General features: G+C 62.5%; 15 protein-coding genes. 10 read left to right on the forward strand and 5 right to left on the reverse strand.

Annotated elements, in window-relative coordinates:
- Nucleotides 1-28: 28 nt before the first annotated feature.
- Genes ACJ8J5_RS00720 through ACJ8J5_RS00730 form a run of 3 tightly spaced genes read left to right on the forward strand, consistent with a single transcriptional unit; the run spans nt 29 to nt 3,271 of the window.
- On the forward strand, nt 29-2,065 hold the full coding sequence (locus ACJ8J5_RS00720) for a protein-disulfide reductase DsbD family protein (RefSeq protein WP_043140150.1): 2,037 nt from the start codon (nt 29-31) through the stop codon (nt 2,063-2,065).
- On the forward strand, nt 2,062-2,778 hold the full coding sequence (locus tag ACJ8J5_RS00725; RefSeq protein ID WP_414105054.1) for a DsbA family protein: 717 nt from the start codon (nt 2,062-2,064) through the stop codon (nt 2,776-2,778). The genes ACJ8J5_RS00720 and ACJ8J5_RS00725 overlap by 4 nt, the downstream gene beginning before the upstream one ends.
- Entirely contained in the window at nt 2,771-3,271 is a 501-nt protein-coding gene (locus ACJ8J5_RS00730) for a protein disulfide oxidoreductase (RefSeq protein WP_043140146.1), read from the forward strand. The genes ACJ8J5_RS00725 and ACJ8J5_RS00730 overlap by 8 nt, the downstream gene beginning before the upstream one ends.
- Here ACJ8J5_RS00730 and pdxR read toward each other — a convergent pair.
- Nucleotides 3,268-4,734: a MocR-like pyridoxine biosynthesis transcription factor PdxR gene (gene pdxR / locus ACJ8J5_RS00735; RefSeq protein WP_197781021.1), complete on the reverse strand. Its 1,467-nt coding sequence runs from the start codon at nt 4,732-4,734 to the stop codon at nt 3,268-3,270. The two genes, ACJ8J5_RS00730 and pdxR, sit on opposite strands and share 4 nt — an antisense overlap.
- 172 nt (nt 4,735-4,906) lie before the next feature.
- Here pdxR and ACJ8J5_RS00740 point away from each other — a divergent pair, with 172 nt between their 5' ends.
- On the forward strand, nt 4,907-5,902 hold the full coding sequence (locus ACJ8J5_RS00740) for a DMT family transporter (RefSeq protein ID WP_197781020.1): 996 nt from the start codon (nt 4,907-4,909) through the stop codon (nt 5,900-5,902).
- A gap of 156 nt (nt 5,903-6,058) precedes the next feature.
- Complete coding sequence (locus ACJ8J5_RS00745) at nt 6,059-6,688, forward strand: CatB-related O-acetyltransferase (RefSeq protein WP_404758388.1); 630 nt, start codon at nt 6,059-6,061, stop codon at nt 6,686-6,688.
- A gap of 34 nt (nt 6,689-6,722) precedes the next feature.
- Here the strand turns inward: ACJ8J5_RS00745 and ACJ8J5_RS00750 are convergent, their stop codons facing one another.
- Genes ACJ8J5_RS00750 through ACJ8J5_RS00760 form a run of 3 tightly spaced genes read right to left on the reverse strand, consistent with a single transcriptional unit; the run spans nt 6,723 to nt 9,679 of the window.
- The gene (locus ACJ8J5_RS00750) at nt 6,723-8,240 is read right to left on the reverse strand and encodes a tripartite tricarboxylate transporter permease (RefSeq protein ID WP_016926872.1); all 1,518 of its coding nucleotides are present in this window, start codon (nt 8,238-8,240) and stop codon (nt 6,723-6,725) included.
- An 11-nt stretch (nt 8,241-8,251) separates the two neighbouring features.
- Nucleotides 8,252-8,683: a tripartite tricarboxylate transporter TctB family protein gene (locus ACJ8J5_RS00755; RefSeq protein WP_265527249.1), complete on the reverse strand. Its 432-nt coding sequence runs from the start codon at nt 8,681-8,683 to the stop codon at nt 8,252-8,254.
- A 15-nt stretch (nt 8,684-8,698) separates the two neighbouring features.
- Complete coding sequence (locus ACJ8J5_RS00760) at nt 8,699-9,679, reverse strand: Bug family tripartite tricarboxylate transporter substrate binding protein (protein ID WP_197813397.1); 981 nt, start codon at nt 9,677-9,679, stop codon at nt 8,699-8,701.
- Nucleotides 9,680-9,954: 275 nt separating this feature from the next.
- Here ACJ8J5_RS00760 and ACJ8J5_RS00765 point away from each other — a divergent pair, with 275 nt between their 5' ends.
- The 3 genes from ACJ8J5_RS00765 (at nt 9,955) to ACJ8J5_RS00775 (ending at nt 12,531) form a co-directional block, all read left to right on the forward strand.
- Nucleotides 9,955-10,284 carry a hypothetical protein gene (locus ACJ8J5_RS00765; RefSeq protein ID WP_049207336.1) on the forward strand — a complete coding sequence of 110 codons (330 nt, stop codon included), beginning with the start codon at nt 9,955-9,957 and terminating at the stop codon, nt 10,282-10,284.
- 167 nt (nt 10,285-10,451) lie between these two features.
- Entirely contained in the window at nt 10,452-11,126 is a 675-nt protein-coding gene (tctD, locus tag ACJ8J5_RS00770) for a transcriptional regulator TctD (RefSeq protein ID WP_025303698.1), read from the forward strand.
- On the forward strand, nt 11,113-12,531 hold the full coding sequence (locus tag ACJ8J5_RS00775; protein ID WP_147824065.1) for a sensor histidine kinase: 1,419 nt from the start codon (nt 11,113-11,115) through the stop codon (nt 12,529-12,531). The genes tctD and ACJ8J5_RS00775 overlap by 14 nt, the downstream gene beginning before the upstream one ends.
- Here the strand turns inward: ACJ8J5_RS00775 and ACJ8J5_RS00780 are convergent.
- A complete protein-coding gene (locus ACJ8J5_RS00780; RefSeq protein ID WP_049207333.1) occupies nt 12,528-13,448 on the reverse strand; it encodes a DMT family transporter in 921 nt (306 codons plus the stop codon). The two genes, ACJ8J5_RS00775 and ACJ8J5_RS00780, sit on opposite strands and share 4 nt — an antisense overlap.
- A 117-nt stretch (nt 13,449-13,565) precedes the next feature.
- Between ACJ8J5_RS00780 and ACJ8J5_RS00785 the strand changes: the two genes are divergently transcribed.
- Both ACJ8J5_RS00785 and pdxB read left to right on the forward strand, forming a co-directional pair.
- A complete protein-coding gene (locus ACJ8J5_RS00785) occupies nt 13,566-14,339 on the forward strand; it encodes an AraC family transcriptional regulator (RefSeq protein WP_025303695.1) in 774 nt (257 codons plus the stop codon).
- Nucleotides 14,340-14,392: 53 nt separating this feature from the next.
- Nucleotides 14,393-15,514: a 4-phosphoerythronate dehydrogenase PdxB gene (gene pdxB / locus ACJ8J5_RS00790; protein ID WP_043140127.1), complete on the forward strand. Its 1,122-nt coding sequence runs from the start codon at nt 14,393-14,395 to the stop codon at nt 15,512-15,514.
- Nucleotides 15,515-15,620: the final 106 nt, after the last annotated feature.

Consider the following 15,620-nt stretch of genomic DNA (forward strand, 5'->3'; position numbering starts at 1 on the left):
GTGAATTAATCATTTATGGAGAATTAACATGTTGAAAATTATCAGGCTGGCCTGCGCTTGCCTGTTTATGCTGTGGCTGCCCGCCTTGCAGGCGGCGGACAGCGGCTGGCTGCAAAATCCGGCCAACGATCATGCCAAGGTGCGGCTGCGCGCCGACACGTCACAGCCGGGAGAGACCCGTCTGCTGCTGTCGGTCGAGCTGCAAAAAGGCTGGAAAACCTACTGGCGCTCTCCAGGCGAAGGCGGCATCGCGCCGGCTATCGTCTGGCAGGGCAACCCGCCGCCCGCAACCTGGCACTGGCCGACGCCGCAGCGTTTCGAGGTGGCCGGCATTTCCACCCAGGGCTATCACGATCGGGTCACGCTGCCGATCGTGATGCCAGGCCAGGTGTCCGGCCCGCTGGCGGGCACCCTGACGCTGTCCACTTGCAGCAATGTCTGCATTCTGACCGACTACCCGTTCAGCCTGGATCTGACTACGCCGAACGATCCGCTGTTTAACCACGATTTCGCGCAGGCGATGGGGCAGGTGCCGATCGCCGCTGGGTTGGCGGAAAGCGTCAAGGCCGGTTACCGCAGCGGCGAGCTGCAGATTTCCGCCGAACGTGCCGCCGGTTGGCAGCAACCCGCGCTGTTCTTCGATACGCTAGCGGATGCCGATCTCGGCAAGCCGCAGGTCGAGACCGACGGTGCTCAGCTGTTGGCGCGAGTGCCGGTCAGCGACGGTTGGGGCGATGCGGCGCCGGATCTGCGCGGCAAAACGCTGACGTTGGTGATTGACGACGGCGGCATGGCGCAGCAGATTACGCTGCCGATTGGCGATCCGCTGGCCGCGCCTGCCGGTGCGGCGTTCCCGTTATGGCAAGCGGTATTGATGGCGCTGGCGGGTGGGTTAATCCTCAACCTGATGCCGTGCGTGCTGCCAGTGCTGGGCATCAAGCTCGGTTCTATCCTGCAGGTGGAGCATCGCGATCGGCGCAGCGTTCGTTTGCAGTTCCTGGCGTCGTCGCTGGGTATCGTCGCCTCGTTTATGGCGTTGGCCTTGCTGATGACGCTGCTGAGACTCGGCAACCACGCGCTTGGCTGGGGCATTCAGTTCCAGAATCCGTGGTTTATCGGCTTTATGGTGCTGGTGACGCTGCTGTTCAGCGCCAACCTGTTTGGCCTGTTCCATCTGCGCCTCTCATCCGATCTGAATACCTCACTGGCCACCCATAACGGGCACGGTCTGAGCGGCCATTTCTGGCAGGGCGCGTTCGCTACGCTACTGGCGACGCCGTGCTCGGCGCCGTTTCTCGGCACGGCGGTGGCCTTCGCGCTGGCGGCGTCGCTGCCGGTGCTGTGGGGCATGTTCATCGCACTCGGCATCGGCATGAGCCTGCCGTGGCTGCTGATTGCCGCCTGGCCTTCGCTGGCGCTGCGCTTGCCGCGCCCCGGCCACTGGATGAATACCGTCAAGCTGGCGATGGGGTTGTTGATGCTGGCGTCGTCGCTGTGGCTGCTGAGCCTGCTGAGCAATCATATCGGCGTGCAGGCCACGCTGTGGCTGGGGGCGCTGGCGCTGCTGGCGTTGCTGCTGGCAGTATGGCGTCAGCAGGGAGCACGGTTAGCGGCCAAGCTGGCGGCGGGCACGTTGGTGCTGGCTGGCGTGGCCTTGTTGGCCGGCTCGCTGACCGCCGGCCTGTGGCGCCAACCGTTGCAGGATCGGGTGCAGTGGCAACCGCTGAGCGAACAGGCGATTGCCGAGGCGCTGGCCCAGCATAAGCGGGTGTTCGTCGACGTGACCGCCGACTGGTGCGTGACCTGTAAAGCCAACAAATTCAATGTGCTGCTGCGCGATGACGTACAGCGCGCGCTGAGCGCCGACGATGTGGTCGCGCTGCGCGGCGACTGGAGCCGCCCGTCGGCCGACATCAGCGCCTTCCTGCAAAAGCGCGGCAGCGTCGCCGTGCCTTTCAACCAAATCTATGGCCCCGGCAGCCCGGACGGCGAGGTGTTATCCCCGCTGTTGACCCGTGACGCCGTGCTGCAAACGCTCTCCCATGCCAAAGGAACCGAACAATGAAAAAGCTACTGATTTTACTGATGATCATCGCCGCCCCGGCGTGGGCCGCCGAGCCTTTCACTCCGGCACAAGAGGCGCGTATCAAAGAAATGATCCGCGAAACGCTGGTGTCCAACCCGGACATTCTGGCGCAGGCGGTGGACGCCTGGCAGCAGCAGACCGCAGGCCAGCAAATCAGCCAGGCTATCAAGCAGAATGCCAAAACGCTGTATCAGGATCCGGCCAGCCCGCGCCTGGGCGCCGCCAACGCCAAACTGACGCTGGTGACCTTTACCGACTATAACTGCCCGTACTGCAAGCGGTTTGATCCGATGCTGGAGAAAATCGTCAAGCAATACCCGGATGTGGCGCTGGTGGTGAAGCTATTGCCGTTCAAGGGCGAAAGCTCGGTCAGCTCGGCGCGCGTGGCGCTCACCACCTGGCAGCAGCATCCGGATCAATTCTGGGCTTTGCACCAGCGGCTGATGGCGAAAAAGGGCTTCCACGACAAGGCCAGCATCGCCGCCGCGCAGGAGAAAACCGGCGTCAAGGCGGTGGCTCCGAGCGAACAAAGCATGACCACGCTGCGCACCAATATGGAATTGGCGGAACAATTGGGCGTACAAGGGACGCCGGCGACGCTGATCGGCGATCGGATGCTGCCGGGGGCGGTGTCGTATGAAGAGCTGGAAGCGATGGTGAAACAGCAGCTGGCGAAGGCCAACAATGGCTAAGCTCAAGCGCTGGGGGCGCGAGTTGTTGTTGCTGGCGCTGATCGCGCTGGCGGTGGTGACGGTGATGGATTGGCTGAACGCGCCGCAGGTGCCGCCGGCCTTCGATGCTCAGACCCTGACCACGCTGGACGGCGAGCAGGTGTCGTTGGCGCAGCTCAGCCATGAGCGGCCGCTGCTGGTTTATTTTTGGGCCAGCTGGTGCGGCGTCTGCCGCTTCACCACGCCGGACGTCGCCCGTTTGCAGGCGGCGGGCGGCAACGTGCTGACCGTCGCGCTGCGTTCGGGCGACGATACCCAGGTGAAACACTGGCTGGCGCGCAAACGGCTGGCGCTGCCGGTGGTCAACGATCCGGCTGGTACGCTCTCGGCGCAGTGGCAGATTGGCGTGACGCCGACCTTCGTGGTGATCTCGCAGGGCAAAGTGGTGCAGAGCACCACCGGCTGGACCAGCTACTGGGGGATGAAGCTGCGGCTGTGGTGGGCCGCCGTCTAACCGGCGTTTTTCTCCGTTATCACCTCCTCAATCGCCCGGCATAGCCGGGCGATACCTTCTTCAATCTGCGGCGGCGAGTTGGCGGCGAAGTTCAGCCGCAGGCCGTGCGCGCCCAGCTGTTCCTGCGCATAAAAGCATTCGCCGCGCGCGAAAGTGACGCCGTGTCGCCAGGCCACCGGCATCAGTTCGGTGGTGGTTACCGTCGCGGGCAGCGTCAGCCAGATAAACAAGCCGCCTTGTGGCGTTTCGAAACGGCACCCCGGCGGCAACCGCCGTTGCAACGCGTCGATCATCACTTCCAGATGGCGGCGGTAGACGCGCCCGGCGCGCCGCAGCTGCTTGTCGTAACGGCCGACGGTGACGAACGCGTCCAGCGCGCGCTGGATCAGACTGGAGCTGGTGAAGCTGTCGACGTGTTTCAGCCTGGCGAAACGCTGATAGTGTTCGCTGTCCGCCACCAGATAGCCGATGCGCATGCTGGGCAGCAGCATCTTGGAGAAGGTGCTGACGTAGATCACCGCGCCCGGCTGCGCCAGCGCGCGCAGCGACGGCAGCTGCTTGCCCTGGTAACGCAGATCGCCGACGAAATCGTCCTCCAGGATCACCACGCCGGCCTGTTGGGCGATCGCCAGTAGGCGTCGCCGACGCGCCTCGCTCAGGCAGCGGCCGGTCGGGTTGTGGAAATTGGGGATGGTGTAGATCAGTTTGGGGCGGTGGCGTTCTAACAATTCCGGCAGCAAATCCACCCGCATGCCGTGGCGGTCGCCCGGTACGGTGACGATATTGATGCGGTGCTGGCGCAGCAGGCCCAGCGCTTCGGCGTAGGTCGGTTCTTCGACGATCACCGTATCGCCCGGCGCCAGCAGGCTTTGCACCACCAGGCTGATGGCATGCTGCGAGCCGTTGGTGATCAGCACCTGTTCCGCCTGCGTGGGGATGCCCTGCGCGCTGAGAATGCGGCTCAGCGTATCGCGCAGCGGGTAGTAGCCGCAGTATTCCCCGTAGCTGAAGGCCTCTTCCGCATGGCGGCTGAGCACCGACAGCAGCACTTTGCGAAACGCCTCCAGCGGAAACACCTTAGGGCTGCCGACGCCGGCGGCGAAGTTGATCAGCCCCTCCGGCAGCGGGGCGTCGGCGTAGCCGTCCAGCCGCGAGGTGAGGGTGGTGAAGCTCTCCAGCGGGAATGGGGCATCGCTGCTCGGCCGGGCCGGGCGCGTTTGCGCCTGCGGGTGCGCAACATAGGCGCCGCTGCCGCGCCGCTGATGCAAAAAGCCCTTGGCCGCCAGTTCGGCGTAGGCGTTGTCCACCGTTAAACGGCTGACCGCCAGCTCGGCCGCCAGCATGCGCGTCGAGGGCAGCTTGTCGCCATCGACGAACACGCCGGTGAGGATGGCGCGCCGCAGCGCTTCTTCGATCTGTAAATAGAGCGGAACGTCCTGCTCGCGATCCAACGGGATATGCATACGAAATTGGCCCGGTTAGGGAGAGAGCTTTTTACTATACCCCATGTCAACAGGGCTTCAAGCGCAGAAAAGTGGCCTGCATAACAACGCCGTAAAGTGGCTATAGTGAGAAAAAATGGCCGCGTTACACTGTCCGCCTGAGCATTTACGTCGCCATTTTTCCGAGGATCTCATGTCATTACCGTCAGGCGTTTCCGCCCGGCCTTTGCTGCCCGGCGCGCGTCTCTTTCAGGGCAGCCACCAAGGTTACGTCATCGCCATGATCAGCGCCATGCTGCTGGCCTTTACCGCCATCATCATCCGCGCGCTGACCGAGTACTATCACCTGCCGACCTTCGTGCTGGCGTTCTGGCGCGCGGCGCTGGTGGCGCTGGTGCTGTTGCCGCTGCTGTTGGTGGTGAAACCGCAGTGGGCGCGCCTGCGCCGTGAACAGGTATTGTTCTACGCGCTTTACGGGCTGCTGCTGGCGCTGTTCAACAGCCTGTGGACGCTGTCGGTGGCGCTGAACGGCGCATCGGTGGCGACCATTCTGACCTACTGCTCGGTGGGCTTTACCGTGTTCCTCGGCTGGGTGATGTACAGCGAACGCCTGACGCTGCGCCAACTGCTGGTGATCGCCATCAGCCTGGGCGGTTGTTTCCTGGTCAGCAACGGCGACAGCATGGGCAACCAGCACTTCGACTTGTTGGGGCTGCTGGTGGGGATGCTGTCGGGCATCGGCTATACCCTGTATACCCTCGGCGGGCGGGTGGCCAGCGAACGGGGCTATCCGGTGTGGAACACCATTTTGTACGTTTTCGGTTTTTCGGCACTGTATCAGCTGGTGTTCAACGCGGCGCTGACGGCGTTCCCGCTGGCGGCGTTCCACGGCATGGCCGGCTCTCTGTGGTTCCTGTCGCACGGCACGCAGGGCATTCAGTGGAGCGGCTGGCTGTTGCTGCTGGCGCTGGCCGCCGGGCCGACGCTGTTGGGCTTCGGGTTGTATAACATCAGCCTGAAAACGCTGCCGCTGGCCGTAGCCAACCTGATCCTGTCGTTGGAGCTGGTTTTCACCGCGGCGATCGCCTATTTCCTGCTGGGGGAAAACATGAATCAGCTGCAGCTGCTGGGCAGCGCGCTGGTGATGGGCGGAGTGCTGCTGTTGAAAAGCAAGACCGCCGAGGCGTGATCGGCTACCATTACGCCTCGCAAGAGAGGCGGTAATGATGAATAACCCGAGATTGAAACGAGCGCTTATCGCTTGAATGGCCGTGTTGAGTGAACGACAACACGGCCACAGACATTCCGTTCCGTGGCTTTTATTCCCGTAACAAGAGAATACGCCATGTCCGAAAAACATTGGTCCAAAACCGAGCTGCTGCATCAGACGGTGACCAACCCGAATATCATCGTCAAAGGCACCCACAGCTACTACAGCGACTGTTGGGATAACGGCTTCGAACGCTCGGTAGTGCGCTATCTGCACGGCGACGCGGTCAGCCGGCAATGGCAGCCGCTGGGTGACATAGATCGCTTGCTGATCGGCGATTATGTGTGCATCGCGGCCGAAGCGGTGATCCTGATGGGGGGCAATCACACCCACCGTATCGACTGGTTGAGCCTGTACCCCTTTATGGAAACCATCAAACGGGCGTACCGCCCCAAAGGCGACACCCGGCTGGGGGACGGTTGCTGGATTGGCATGCGGGCGATGTTGATGCCAGGGGTATCGATAGGCGAAGGGGCGATCGTCGCCGCCGGCAGCGTGGTGGTCGGCGATGTTGAGCCTTATGCCATCGTCGGCGGTAACCCGGCGAGGTTTATCCGTTGGCGATTCGCGCCGGAAGTTATCGCGCGGTTGCTTGCGTTACGCCTCTATGACTTGTCCGAGGCGGGCTTTGCGGTGATTCAACCTCTGCTCGCCGATGACGATATCGATGCGTTGGAAAGGGGAATTGCGGCCTTGCGCCGTTAACCATAACGGGCGGGGGAGCCCCGCCCGTTTCGCATTACTCGGCCTTGGCCTCGGCCGCCGGTTGGCGGCGTTTACGCATCAGGCGCAGCAGCGGCGGCAGCGCCAGTACCGCGACCGCCAGCACCAGCAGCGTTTGCGCGATGCTGCTGCTCCACAGGATGCCGAATTCGCCGTTGCTGATCGACAGCGCACGGCGCAGGTTCTGCTCCAGCATCTCACCCAGAACAAAGCCCAGAATCAGCGGCGACATCGGGAAGTGCATTTTCCGCAGGATATAGCCGAACACGCCCAACCCCACCATCAACAGCAGGTCGAAGGTGGTGCTGTGCACCGCATAAACCCCCACCGCGGAAACTGCGGCGATCGCCGGCACCAGGAACCACAGCGGAATGGTCAGCATGCGGGTGAACAGGCCGACCAGCGGCAGGTTCATGATCAGCAGAATGACGTTAGCGATCAGCAGTGCGGCGATCAGCCCCCAGACGATATCCGGCTGTTCGGTGAACATCGCCGGGCCGGGGGTGATGTTGTACAGCGTCAGCGCCCCCATCATCACCGCCGTGGTGCCGGAACCCGGCACCCCCAGCGTCAGCATCGGAATGAATGAGCCGCAGGCCGAGGCGTTGTTGGCCGCTTCCGGCGCCGCTACGCCGCGGATGTCGCCCTTGCCGAAGGTGTCGCTGTTACCGCTGATTTTCTTCTCGGTCATGTAGGTCAACGCGCTGGCGATGGTGGCGCCGGCGCCCGGCAGAATGCCGACGAAGAAACCGATCACCGACGAGCGCAGGGTCGGGCCGGCGCACTGCGCCGCCTCTTTGCGGTTGAACAGCAACCGGCCGGTTTTACGCACCAGCTTTTGCCCGGCGCTGGTGCTTTCCAGCATCAGCAGGATTTCGCTGACCGAGAACAGGCCGATCACCACCACGATAAACTGCACGCCGTCGGAGAGGTGCACACTGTCGAAGGTAAAGCGGTAAACGCCGGTGTTGGCGTCGACGCCCACCGTCGCCAGCCCCAGGCCGATCAGCGCCGCCAGCAGCGATTTCAGCGGGTTTTGGCTCATCATGCTGCCGAGGCAGGCGATGGCGAACACCATCAGGGCGAAATACTCCGCCGGGCCGAAGGCCAGCGACCAGCGGGCCAGCAGCGGCGCGAACAGGATGATGCCGCCGATGGCGATCATCGATCCGACGAACGAACTGACCGCCGAGATGGACAGTGCCACGCCGGCGCGCCCCTGCTGTGCCATCGGGTAGCCGTCCAGCGCGGTCATGATCGCCGCCGCGTCGCCCGGCACGTTGAGCAGAATCGACGAGATGCGTCCGCCGTACTCGCAGCCGATATACACCGTCGCCAGCAGGATCAGCGCCGATTCGGCCGGCAGCTTGAGGGCAAACGCCAGCGGCAGCAGGATCGCTACGCCGTTGATCGGCCCGAGGCCCGGCAGCAGGCCGACGATGGTGCCGACGAAGCAGCCGATCAGGGCGATAATCAGGTTCTGCGGCACCAGTGCCACTTCGAACCCTTGGGTCAAATACATCCAGGTATCCATCATCGCTCCCGTTAGCTCAGCCAGGCGCCGAGCGGCAGTGTGACATCGAGAAGTTGGTCAAAGGCGTAATACAGCGCTGCGCCCATGACGACGCCGGAAATGGCCGCCGCCGGCAGGCTGGCCTGAAACAACAGGCCGATGCTGAACGTCAGCAGCGCGGTCGCCAGCGGAAAGCCCAGCCATTCAAAGCCCCAGGCATACAGCACCAGGGTGATCACCAGCACCAGCAGCCGCTGCAGCACCTTGTGGTGCGGCCAGTCCACCGCCTGTGGGCGGCGCAGCAGCAACAGGGCCGCGCACAGCGCCATCAGGCTGAGGATCGCCAGCGGGAAAGGGCGCGGCCCCAGCGGTTCATAGCTGTATTCGCTTTGAATGCCCCAGCCGATGAACAGCCCGCCGATACACAGCAGCAGCCAAAAGCCGGCAAAAATACGATCGCTCATGGTTTTCCCCTGCGGTTATTTGGCCAGGCCGAACACTTTCGCCTGCTCACGGTATTGGGCAACCTGATTCTTCACGTAGGCGTCCAGCTCTTTGCCGGTCATGTTGAATTCGAACAGGCCGCGCAGATCGCGTTGCTGCTTGAATTCCTCGGTCGCCATCATTTTCTGGAAGGTGTCGATCCACCACTGATACTCTTCATCGCTGACTTTCGGCCCGACGTAGAAGCCGCGAATGATCGGCCACACCAGGCTGTACCCCTGTTCTTTGGCGGTTGGAATGTCGGCCAACTGGCCAGGCAAACGTTGTTCGGCATACACCGCCAGCACGCGGATTTTGTCGCCCTGCAGGTAAGGCACCATCTCGCTCAGATCACCGGAAACTGCCTGAATATGATTGCCCAACAGCGCGGTGACCGGCTCGCCGCCGCCTTCGAACGCCACGTAGCGCATCTTGCGCGGATCCACGCCGACTTCGCGTGCCAGCAGCGCAGTTTTCATCCAGTCCTGGCTGCCGATGGAGGCGCCGGCGCCGAACACCACGCTGTTGGGATCTTTTTGGAAGGCGTCCATCAGGTCTTTCAGGGTCTTGTAAGGCGAGTCGGCGCGCACCGCGATCATGCCGTAGTCGGTTCCGACCGCCGCCAACCATTTCACGTCGTCCACGTTGTAGCGGCCGAACTTGCCCTGGGCCAGATTGAGCAGCGAGCCGCCGGAGAAGGCCACCACGGTGCCGAACTCCGCCGGGCGCTGCGCGACGATGGCGTTGTAGGCCACCGCGCCGACGCCGCCGGGCATATAGGTGACGCGCATCGGTTTATCGATCGCCTTGGTGTCCTGCAACGACACCTGAATCAGCTTGCAGGTCAGATCGAAACCGCCGCCGGGCTTGGCCGGCGCAATACATTCGGTGCGTTTGGGCGCTTCCACGGCAAAGGCCTGAGAGGCAGCCAGCAACAGTGCGGCGGCGGTAAAGGTATGGGTCATTATTTTTTTCATTGTGGCTTGCCCTCGGTATTGTTCTGGTTGTGAATCCCGCAGAGCGCGGTTGCAGGATTGTTAAAACAACAACCTTTCATTTACCTTTCAGTGGCCGGAAAAGTTTCCAGTCTGTGATTAGGGTCTCTTGTCGCCAGTGAATCACGGGTGCGCTACCATAGAAATGCGGGCAGGAACAGGGCGCAAAACCGGCCAAAATCCTGCGTAATATCAGGTTTGCCGTTCTGCTTTCGCGATAAAATCATGATCAGTGAAATGAATAGAGACGCAGTGATATGTTTTCGTTAGGGAAATTATTTGGTGGTAGGGACAGCGCCAAAGTATGCGCGATTAAACGGTTGCCTGAGGTCTATGCGGAGATGGTCGGTGAAACCGGGCAGTGCCGTTTGAAGCGACTGCGTACCGACGTTGGCGTGTTTGAACTGCATTTCGTCAACGCCGACGGTGAAAAGTATGCCTGCCAGATGACCGCCTGCGTGACCGGCATCGATCTGGTATTTGCCGTCAACAATCGCTCCGTGCTGGTTTCTTCGCCGTTTACCGCCGACAAGCTGCGCCCGGTACTGGACATTGCCGTGGCCGATAGCCCCATTCCGCTGATCTGACATCGTCCTGCGATCGCGCTCTATACGCATAATTGTGTGCCAGCTCCCAAAACTGGCGGCGCGGCGCTCTTTTATCCCCTTATTTTCCATGCCATTCTCTGTTATCGACCTGTTAACAAGCGCGATATTGGCGCCAGGTTGTTCAGATAAATCAATGGAATGGGAACATGCGACTGTTATTGGTTGAAGATCACCCCGAGCTGTCTCACTGGTTGCAAAAGGCGCTGACCGGCGCCGGCTTTGCCGTCGACGTCGCCCCGGACGGCGTGGCAGCGGATCACCTGCTGCTCAACGAACGCTATGCGCTCGCGGTGCTGGATGTGGCGCTGCCGCGTATGAACGGTCTGGATTTGCTGGCGCGCCTGCGCAAGCGCGGGCAGGATCTGCCGGTGCTGCTGCTGACGGCGCGCACCGACGTGGCCGACCGGGTAAAAGGCCTGAATCTGGGGGCGGACGATTACCTCACCAAGCCGTTCGAACTGGACGAGCTGGAAGCGCGTATTCGGGCGCTGCTGCGCCGCAGCGTCGGCGCCCCGCAGCCGGCGTTGCAGTACGGCGCGTTGACCTATCACGACGAAGGCTATTTTCTGCTGGAGAGCAAACCGCTGGCGCTGACGCCGCGCGAGCTGGCGGTGTTGACCGCGTTGATGCACCGGCGCGGCCGCCCGGTGGCCAAGCAACAGCTGTTCGAGCAGGTATTTACGTTGTCCGACGAGGCCAATCCGGAGAGCATCGAGCTTTACGTACACCGCCTGCGGAAAAAGCTGCAGGGCAGCGACGTGGCGATCGTCACGCTGCGTGGCCTGGGTTACAGCCTGGAGCTGTGCGATGCGGTGGTTTAACGCGCCGCGTTCGCTGTTCTATCAACTGCTATTGTTTTTTGGCCTGCCGCTGCTGGCGTTGGGCGGCATCTCTATCTACACCCACTATTTCAGCGCCATGAGCGCCGCCACCCTGGCTTACGATCGCACGCTGCTGGCGTCGGCGCGCACCGTAGCGGAGCGACTGGTGGTGCGCGAAGGCAAGCTGGCGGTTGATGTGCCCTATGTGGTGCTCGACAGCTTCGAGCGCAACATGAACGATCAGCTGTATTACGAGGTGATCTCGCCGCAGGGGAAAAGCATCTCGGGCTATGACGATTTGCCGCCTTTGCCGCCCCATATCCCGCGTTCCACGCTCTACCCGGCGCTGGTGCATTTTTACGATGCGGAATACCTCGGCAGGCCGATCCGCGTGGCGGCGCTGTTTCAACCGGTCAACGAGTCGGGCGTGAGCGGCATGGCGACCATTCTGGTGGCGGAAACCCTGGAGTCGCGCCGTTACCTGGCGCGGCAGATGATGATCGCGGCGCTGCTGAGCCAGGGCACGGTGGTGGCGTTAACCCTGATCCTGGCGTTCGCATTGCTCAAGCGGGTGTTGAAGCCGATGCGTAAGCTCTCCGGTATCATGCTGCGGCGCGATCCGGGCGAGCTGACGCCCTTGCCGCGGGTATTGCCATGGTCGGAGATGCAGCCGCTGCTGGTGGCGTTTAATCGTTACATCGAACGGCTGCGGCTGATGGTGGCACGTCAGGAGCGCTTCAGCGCCGACGCTTCGCACCAACTGCGCACGCCGCTGGCGGTGTTGAAGACTCAGGTAGGGGTAGCGCTGGCCAGTGACCGGCCGCAGCAGTGGCGCGAAAGCCTGCAGGCGATGAGCGCGACGCTGGATAATACCGTGTCGCTGACCGACCGCCTGCTGCATCTTTCACGCCTGAAGGCCAGCGAGCACCAGGCCGATCGTAAGTTGCAACCGGTCAACCTGGCGCAGGTGCTGCGCGACGCCTGCTTTTCCCGCTTGCCGCAGGCGCGCAGTAAACAGATCGATCTCGGGTTCGAAGGCGAGGCGGCGTGTCAAGTGGCGGGGGAGCCGCTGCTGTTGGCCGAGCTGTGCGCCAACCTGCTGGACAACGCGCTGAAATATACACCGCGTCAGGGCATGGTGACCGCTCGCCTCACGCAGGATAAGGCGGCAGGGGAAGGCGTGCTGGAGATAGAAGACAGCGGCCCCGGCATCGCCTTGCAGGACAAGGCGCTGGCGCTGCAGCCGTTTCACCGGCTGGACAACGTGGGCGATCAGCCGGGCGCCGGATTGGGACTGGCGTTGGTGAAAGACATCACCGCGTATCACGGCACCCGCCCGGAGCTGTTGAGCTCTGCCGCGCTGGGCGGCCTGTTGGTGCGGGTGCGTTTCAGGCTGCTGCCTTAAGCCTGTTCTTTGCAGGACTCTGCGTTGGCCGCCGGGGCTTTGGCTTTACGCGTCAGCGGCGTGCGCAGCCGCTGCGACAGGATAACGCCCAGCAGGGTAATGCCGCCGCCGATCAGGTGGTAACCGTGCAACTGCTCATGCAGGAACAGCACGGCGATAGCGGCGGTAAACACCGGTGCCAGGTTCATGAAGATCGAGGCGGTGTTGGCGCCCAGGCGCATCACGCCCTGGATCCACAGGAACGGGGCGATGATCGAAGCCGGAATGCCGGCGAACAGCACCAGCGGCAGGTTATGGCCGTTCAAGCCGACATCCTCCGCCATCAGGAAATTAGGCAGTAACAACAGCACGCCGAACAGGATCTGCACGTACAACGATTGCCAGTTCGGCAGCGCGATGGCCCAGCGTTTGGTCAACACGCCATACAGCGCGTACGAGGCGGTGGCGAGCAGCATCATCAATTCCCCTTTGCCGATACCGTGCTGCAACAGCACGCCGGGCTGACCGCCGCTGACCAGCCAGATCAGGCCGCAGAAGGAGAGTATGCTGCCGAGCAGCACGCCGACGGTTGGCGCAATGCGCAGTAGAACGATGCTGATCAGGATGGTCAGCAGCGGGATCAGCGACACGATGATGCCCATAAACAGCGCGCTGACGCTGTGCGCGGCGTAATAGGCCAGGCTTTGGTACAGCACCATGCCCAGCAGGCCGAGGATCATCAGCTTCCACCAGTTGGCGCGCACCTGCGCCCAGTTGCGCAGCACGCCCGGCAGCACGAACGGCGTGAGGGCAATCAGCGCCAGCAGCCAGCGGTAGAGCGAGATGGCCGCCGGATCGATGGCGGTGGCGGAGAGTTTGCTGACGACGGCATTAATCGACCAAATCAGCACGGCCAACAGCGGGAAGAGCATATTCATGATAATTATTCTCAATAACGTCCAACATGCTGGCTAGTCTACGCGTGTCCGGTTTATCATATATAGCGATATCCAGACAAAAATCGGCGTAAACAAGACAAATCACGGGACGAAACCATGCCAGAAATCCGCCATTTCCCCGAGTCGTTGATCCCGGCGCCCAACCCGGTGCAGTTCCGCTGCGAGGAGTTCAACGCGCGCACCGAATTCCAGCCGCACAGCCACACCTGGGGTCAGTTGATGTGGGTTAAAGCCGGGGTGATGGTGCTGCGCATCGGCGGGCAGCGCTTTCTGGCGCCGCCGGAGTTCGTGCTGTGGGCGCCGGCTGGCATCGAACACTCCTGCTATAACCAGCGGCTGGCGCAGTGCCGCATGGTGGACATCACGCCGGCGCTGTGCACCGGCATGCCGGCCGACCCCTGTCTGGTGAGCGTAACGCCGATATTCCGCGCCATCGCCGAGGATTTCTATGCGCGCAAGCAGTACATTCCGCAGGCGGAGGCGGATTTGCGTCTCTGCCAGGTGCTGATCGATCAGCTGCGCCTGTCGCCGCGCCAGCAAACCTATCTGCCGTCGTCGGACGACAAGTTCTTGGCGCCGGTGCTGGAAGCGTTGGAGCATTGTCCGGCGGACAACACCTCGCTGGCGGCGTGGGCGGCTCGGGTCTACACCACCGAGCGCACGCTGTCGCGACGCTGCCAACAGGATCTGGGCATGTCGTTCAGCGAATGGCGCCAGCGCCTGCGGTTCCTGCATGCCGTCTCCCTGCTCGAGCAGGGCAAGACCGTGCAGGACGTGGCGTTAGACGTCGGCTACAGCTCCGCGTCGGCCTTTATCGTCATGTTCCAGCAGATCGCCGGCACTACCCCTGAGCGCTTTCGCCGTGCCTGATTCAGTGGCACACTATTTCGCAGACAAATAGCCGTAAACCGTCGGAGAACGCAGTGAAAATTCTGGTTGATGAAAATATGCCGTACGCGGCCGAGCTGTTCAGCCGCCTGGGCGAGGTGCAGGCGGTACCGGGCCGCCCGATCCCGCTCGAGGCGCTGGCGGATGCCGATGCGCTGATGGTGCGTTCGGTCACCAAGGTCAATGAAGCCTTGTTGGCCGGCAGCCATATCGACTTTGTCGGCACCGCCACCGCCGGCACCGATCACGTCGATGAAGCCTGGCTGCAACGTCAGGGCATCGGCTTTTCCGCCGCGCCGGGCTGCAACGCTATCGCGGTGGTCGAGTATGTGTTCTCTGCCTTGATGCTGCTGGCCGAACGCGACGGCTTCCACCTGCGGGATAAAACCGTCGGCATCGTCGGCGTGGGCAACGTTGGTTCCCGTCTGGACGCTCGCCTCAAAGCGCTGGGCGTGCGCACGCTGCTGTGCGATCCGCCGCGTGCCGATCGCGGCGACGCCGGGGAATTCTGGCCGTTGGAGAAGCTGGTGGCCGAGGCCGACGTGCTGACCTTCCATACGCCGTTGAATAAATCCGGCCCATACCATTCGCTGCATCTGGCGGACGCCGAGCTGTTGGCGGCCCTGCCGGACAACCGCATTCTGATCAACGCCTGCCGCGGGCCGGTGGTGGATAACGCCGCCTTGCTGCAGGCGCTGGAAAAGGGCAAAAAGCTGAGCACGGTGCTGGACGTGTGGGAACCGGAGCCGGATCTCGCCTTACCGCTGCTGGCGCGGGTGGATATTGGCACCGCGCACATCGCTGGGTATACGCTGGAAGGCAAGGCGCGCGGCACCACCCAGGTGTTCGAGGCGTTCAGCCGCCATCTGGGGCAGCCGCAACAGGTGGCGCTGGCCTCGCTGTTGCCGGTGCCGGAGTTCAGCCAGATCCGCCTCAATGGGCCGCTGGATGAAGCGCGGTTAAAACGATTGATGCACTTGGTGTATGATGTGCGCCGCGATGATGCGCCGCTGCGCAAAGTCGCTGGGCAACCGGGCGAATTCGATCGTCTGCGTAAGCACTACCAGGAGCGCCGCGAGTGGTCTTCGCTGGCCGTGCAATGCGATGACAGCGCCAGCGCCGAGCTGCTCGGCAAGCTGGGCTTTAGCCTGGCGTAGCGCGTAAGGTTGTCTTAAGCCAACGCCGCTACAGTGAGCGGTAAAGATTATCGGGCGGTGATTGCACTGCCCGTCTGCTTTTATGAATGAAATACTCTGGAGAAAA

The sequence above is a fragment of the Serratia sp. CY43202 genome (assembly GCF_052168755.1).
In the GTDB taxonomy this organism is placed as follows: Bacteria; Pseudomonadota; Gammaproteobacteria; order Enterobacterales; family Enterobacteriaceae; genus Serratia; species Serratia bockelmannii.

Bases quoted from the DNA above. Each gene is read 5' to 3' on its own strand.
- ACJ8J5_RS00725 (WP_414105054.1), top strand. From the start codon at position 2,062: ATGAAAAAGCTACTGATTTTACTGATGATCATCGCCGCCCCGGCGTGG.
- ACJ8J5_RS00730 (WP_043140146.1), top strand. From the start codon at position 2,771: ATGGCTAAGCTCAAGCGCTGGGGGCGCGAGTTGTTGTTGCTGGCGCTG.
- tctD (WP_025303698.1), top strand. From the start codon at position 10,452: ATGCGACTGTTATTGGTTGAAGATCACCCCGAGCTGTCTCACTGGTTG.
- ACJ8J5_RS00775 (WP_147824065.1), top strand. From the start codon at position 11,113: ATGCGGTGGTTTAACGCGCCGCGTTCGCTGTTCTATCAACTGCTATTG.
- ACJ8J5_RS00720 (WP_043140150.1), top strand. From the start codon at position 29: ATGTTGAAAATTATCAGGCTGGCCTGCGCTTGCCTGTTTATGCTGTGG.
- ACJ8J5_RS00785 (WP_025303695.1), top strand. From the start codon at position 13,566: ATGCCAGAAATCCGCCATTTCCCCGAGTCGTTGATCCCGGCGCCCAAC.
- ACJ8J5_RS00765 (WP_049207336.1), top strand. From the start codon at position 9,955: ATGTTTTCGTTAGGGAAATTATTTGGTGGTAGGGACAGCGCCAAAGTA.
- ACJ8J5_RS00760 (WP_197813397.1), bottom strand. From the start codon at position 9,679: ATGAAAAAAATAATGACCCATACCTTTACCGCCGCCGCACTGTTGCTG.
- ACJ8J5_RS00745 (WP_404758388.1), top strand. From the start codon at position 6,059: ATGTCCGAAAAACATTGGTCCAAAACCGAGCTGCTGCATCAGACGGTG.
- ACJ8J5_RS00755 (WP_265527249.1), bottom strand. From the start codon at position 8,683: ATGAGCGATCGTATTTTTGCCGGCTTTTGGCTGCTGCTGTGTATCGGC.
- ACJ8J5_RS00780 (WP_049207333.1), bottom strand. From the start codon at position 13,448: ATGAATATGCTCTTCCCGCTGTTGGCCGTGCTGATTTGGTCGATTAAT.
- ACJ8J5_RS00750 (WP_016926872.1), bottom strand. From the start codon at position 8,240: ATGGATACCTGGATGTATTTGACCCAAGGGTTCGAAGTGGCACTGGTG.
- pdxR (WP_197781021.1), bottom strand. From the start codon at position 4,734: ATGCATATCCCGTTGGATCGCGAGCAGGACGTTCCGCTCTATTTACAG.
- ACJ8J5_RS00740 (WP_197781020.1), top strand. From the start codon at position 4,907: ATGTCATTACCGTCAGGCGTTTCCGCCCGGCCTTTGCTGCCCGGCGCG.